This window comes from Halomonas sp. (assembly GCF_031581305.1).
Lineage (GTDB): Bacteria > Pseudomonadota > Gammaproteobacteria > Pseudomonadales > Halomonadaceae > Halomonas.
Window position 1 is genome coordinate 3251 of sequence record NZ_JAVLBC010000146.1, and the last position, 4773, is coordinate 8023.

General features: G+C 61.8%; 4 protein-coding genes. 3 read left to right on the forward strand and 1 reads right to left on the reverse strand.

The annotated features are described in order from the left end of the window. The first annotated feature begins 217 nt into the window (after positions 1-217). The 3 genes from RI841_RS12060 (at position 218) to RI841_RS12070 (ending at position 3963) form a co-directional block, all read left to right on the forward strand. Positions 218-505 carry a hypothetical protein gene (locus RI841_RS12060; protein WP_310705848.1) on the forward strand — a complete coding sequence of 96 codons (288 nt, stop codon included), beginning with the start codon at positions 218-220 and terminating at the stop codon, positions 503-505. Positions 506-595: 90 nt separating this feature from the next. Beyond that, positions 596-1897 (forward strand): VWA domain-containing protein, encoded by a 1302-nt coding sequence (locus tag RI841_RS12065; RefSeq protein WP_310705849.1) that lies wholly within the window; start codon positions 596-598, stop codon positions 1895-1897. A 128-nt stretch (positions 1898-2025) separates the two neighbouring features. Then, complete coding sequence (locus RI841_RS12070; protein WP_310705850.1) at positions 2026-3963, forward strand: WG repeat-containing protein; 1938 nt, start codon at positions 2026-2028, stop codon at positions 3961-3963. Here RI841_RS12070 and RI841_RS12075 read toward each other — a convergent pair. Then, entirely contained in the window at positions 3952-4716 is a 765-nt protein-coding gene (locus RI841_RS12075; protein ID WP_310705851.1) for a TatD family hydrolase, read from the reverse strand. The two genes, RI841_RS12070 and RI841_RS12075, sit on opposite strands and share 12 nt — an antisense overlap. Positions 4717-4773 lie beyond the last annotated feature (57 nt).

Below are 4773 nucleotides of genomic sequence, written 5' to 3' on the forward strand. Positions count from 1 at the left end.
AGCACCGCCAACTCGGCCAGCAGATCCCCAATACGGGCTCGATCGAGGCGGATATTGAGAAGCGCTTCCTGAAGCCGCGTGATCTGCTGTAGTTCCCTGCTTGATAGCTCCATGCCCCTAGCCTTGTCAATCTGCCCGCATAGTGCAACTGCACCATGCGAGGGTCGTATAGGTCTGTCTAGGCTTTAAGCATGAACGTTCACTGAGGGAGACTATCATGAGAACCGGTGTCACCAGCCTGCTGTTTTTCTCCATGATGACGTTCGCCGTGGCGCTTCACGCACAGGACGCATCGAGCACCAACCCACGGCTAGCGTCTGACAAGATTGAAGACACGAAGCAGTTTCCCGACTCTGTATTCAACAAGCGAGAACAGCCAGCGACTACCCTACCCGAGGATAAGCGGAAATTCCCCGACTCCGTTTTCGACGAAAAACGTCCGGAACAATTGGACCAGCGCCAATGGCCCGACTCAGTTTTCGACGAAAAGCGTCGCTCACCTTGATATGAACGCATCTAGCCAAGTTAGAGATGTTCCGACTGTGTGAAAAAACCAGGCGAATAATACCGAGGGAAAACAATGAAACATCCCATCATGACAGGCTTTTCCATCGCGCTGCTGGCGTTGCCATTCGGCCTGCAAGCCCAGTCAGAAGAGAGTGCGGCGATGCTGGTACTGGACGGCTCGGGAAGCATGTGGGGCCAGATCGATGGCACACCCAAGATCACCATTGCCCGGGAGGCGATCGACACCATGATGGGCGACTGGCCGGCAAACAGCCCTATCGGGCTGATGGCCTATGGGCACCGAGAGGAAGGTCAGTGTGGCGATATAGAGACCCTGATAGAACCCGGCCCCCTGGATCGAGTTGCCTTCCGTCAGGCCATGGAGAGCGTCAACCCGCGCGGCAAGACGCCCATCGGCCGCTCGGTGGAGAGAGCCGCCGAGGCCTTGTCCCATGATGACCGAGCCACCTCGGTGATCATCGTCACCGATGGGCTGGAAAACTGTGGCGCCGACCTGTGTGAACTGGGGGCACGCCTCGAGACGTCAGGCATGGCCTTTACCGCCCATGTCATTGGCTTCGACATCGGCGACGACGGCCAACTCGCCTGTCTCGCGGAATCGACCGGAGGGCAGTATCTGGCAGCGAGGGATGCCGGGGAACTGACGGATGCCCTACGAACCGTCAGCACTCCCGAGCCAGACCCCACGCAGTCGGGACCGCTATTCGTCGATGAGTTCGAGCGTAGCGCGCTTGGTGACGACTGGTCTATCGAGTATCCCGAACCCACGGGTTTCATTCTGGACAGCGGCGAGCTCGTTACCATGACGGTGCGTGCTGGCGCCATGGGAGATGCACCGGACCAGCCCAATATCTTCCAGTGGATGGGGGCAACGCTTCCCGAGGGCGACTGGGAGATCAGCGCAGATTTCACCGCCAGGCTTGGGGAGGTCAAGACCCTGGGGGGGCGTCGTGCAATCGTGCAGGTTGGCCGTTACCAGGATTCCGACAATCACATCACTGTTCACATCGTCCGCCAAGGCAACTCCAACGATGACATGTGGCTGCGACTCCGCGCCGTCTCGGGCGGCAACGCCTCGGTGGCTGATGTCGAGATCGCCGGCGACACTCGCGGCTACGACCTGGCGCGCATCCTGCGCGACTTTGAGGAGAAGGGAGCTCGACTTACCCTCGTTAAGCGCGGTCGTGACTATATCGGGCGGCTGGAAATGAAGCGCTGGGCCATGCAGAAAGGTGGCCCTGAGAGCATCGAAACCGAGCCACTGCAAGTCCTGCGCACCGCAGGAAAGCCGGCCATCTTTGCCGGAACGCTAGGCTCCGAGCAGACCGTGGCCGAGTTCGACCGCATCGATATCCGCGAGGTGAAATAATGCGCTTGATACGTCTTTTCGCCGGGGTAGCCCTGAGCTCGCTGGCGGCTCCTGTTCTGGCGGAACCCTGTGGCCCATCCTTGCCGTCCGCTGACGCATCGACACTGTACCCCCTCCCCGATGGGGAGATGTGGGGCTATGTGGGCGCCGACGGCGAATGGCAGCTGGCGCCCGAATGGCGGCAGGTGCGTCCCTTCTCTGAGGGGCGCGCCGCCGTGGAGAGCCAGGAAGGCTGGGGCGTCATCGACACCAGCGGCGACTATGTGGTGACGCCGGGGTCGCGGGATGCCGATGCAGTGATCATCAACCAGACACGCTACCACCTCTCACCTTACAAGCCGTTTTCCCAGGGCTGCAGCGCGGTGACCCCGGAGGAAGGATCGCCACATTTCATCACCCGTGACGGCACCCGCTGGGATCCACCTGCGTTCACCGAGCACGATATCCTCGATATCGGCGCCTTCTCCGACGGCCTCGCGTGGGTGCGCGTCGACAGAAATGATGGCAACGAAGTGGGCTGGATCGACACAGAGGGTACCTGGGCAATCGAGCCCGAATTCCACGATGGTGGCGACTTCGCCGCTGGACGCGCGCCGGCCGCGTTGTCAGATACCAACTGGGGCTACATCGATACAAACGGCGATCTGGTCCTGGTCCACAAGTTCGTGTTGTCCTGGGCGGCGGCCTATTCGGAGGGACTCGCCCCAGTAAAGCTTGGCGACGAGATCGGCTACATGGACGCCGAGGACTGGGCCATCCGCGAGATCCGCTTCGCCGAAGGCAGTCGCAAGGCGATAGCGGCAGCAGGACCTTTCGCCGACGGCCTCGCCCCGGTTCGGGAGGCTCAAGCTTACAACCCTGCTCCGGTCTGGATCGACCAGGATGGCGAAGTCATCGTCGATCCTGAGTCAGATAGTCGCCTGACGATCTGCAATGAAAGCCGTCTGTCTCGCTATCATGACGGTCTGCTGCCACTTGTCGTAGGCGATGGCATCAATATTTGCGGCAACACGCCCGAAATCTCCCATGAGGGGCTCGGCGACCCGCGCAGTGGACCGGAACAGATGCTCTGGGCACTGCCCTGGGCGCGCGACAAACTGGTCTGGCTCGACCGAGATGGCCACAAGGTGATCGACTCTACCGCGTGCCGCCGCCCCGCTGGCATGGAACCGTTATCCGTCGAAGCCTATGCCGGTGTGCTTGCCGCGGGCGCCTATCGGATGGAAGTGTCTGGCGCTGCCGAGGGCCAGTTCGGTCCTGTCCGCGCCGATGCGCCCTGCAACCGTTCCACATATACGCTCGCCGATAACGAAGGGACCAATGATGGCGGGCCGTGGCGATTCAGTTTCAGGGGTGAGGCACGCTGGCAAGATCATCCCGTCAACACAAGCCTGAGCCTCAATCTGCCTGAAGGACTGTCCGCGGGCACCCATGAAGTGGGTGCGTTCGGCGATGACACGGCGGTGAACGGTTTGCTCTGGCTCTCCCTTAAACAAAGCCGCGCGTCAGATTCCAAGCGGCCCCCTACGTACCGTTCGCGAGGCGGGACGCTGACACTCTCGAAATTCGACCAGACGTCGGCCACTGGGCGCCTGGAGGTCAAGCTGGCCCCAAGCGACGCGCCCGAACGGATGATAAGCCTATCCGCTCGCTTCCGGGAAATCCCCTACACCTTCGCCCCAGAAATCGAGATAACCCAACTCACCGGCGCCCTCGCCGAGATGCAGGAGGAGATGCCCGACGACCCTCTAGTGAACTTCTTCACCCCCATCGAAGTGACAGAGGAAGACGGACGGCTTTCAATGGTGTTCGGCACACGCGGTCCCAACCTCGAACTGGTCTTCCCCGCCGGGCATTCGGGTCCCTTCACTGCCGGACCCGATGAACCGGTTTCGGCCAGCCTCTCAGAAATGCCGGTCAGTGCAGAGGGCACCCTCTCGCGCATCGACGATGTTCTCGCTGGCGATATTGATGTCCAGATCCTGGACCACCCAAGATTCGACGGCGGTGCGGGCATGTCGCTTCGTTTCGCCCATGTGCCGTTGGCAACGTCATCAGACGAGTAACTGGAACAGTCGACGAGCGGTGGCGGTGCTGTCCGCCGCCACTCGCTGCAGCGTCTGTTCGCGGATCTGTGCTACTACTCGGCTTACCTCGGTGACATTGACCGGCTCGTTGCGCTGGCCCTGGAGGCCAGCCAGCGGCATGTCGGGGCTGTCGGTCTCAAACACATACCCGTCGTTGGGCAACGACTTCACCGCCCGGCGAAGCCGTTTCGCCCGATCATAGGTGACAGCCCCGCCGAGCCCCAGCACGAACCCCAGGTCGAGAAACTTCCCGGCTTGCTCCGGGGAGCCGGTGAAGGCGTGAATCAGCCCTCCGGCAGGAAGCGCCAGCTGGCGAAGGCGCTTGGCCACCTTGTCGTTGGCCTGCACGCAATGGATCACCACCGGCAGCTTTCTCGCCTTGGCGAGTCGCAACTGGTCATCGAAGAGGCGCCACTGGGCGTTCCAGCTCTCCCCGAAACGCGCATCGATGCCACACTCCCCCACCGCTACGACTCCGGGATTGGCGTCCAGCGCTTCCTCCAGGGCCTCGAGATCCTCTTCCCGATGCTCGTCCATGAAGTAGGGGTGCAGCCCTAGGCTGGCGCTGACGTCGTCACGCTCACCCAGCACCAGTACGTTGGACCAGCGCTTGCGCGTGGTGCCCGGCACCACGAAATGACCCACACCCGCTACCCTCGCCCGTTCGAACACCGCCTCACGGTCGGCATCGAAGTCGGGGAAGTCGAGGTGGCAGTGGGCGTCGATAAGCATAGGCTGGAAGCTGGAAGCTGGAAGCTGGAAGCTGGAAGCTGGAAGCTGGAAGCTGGA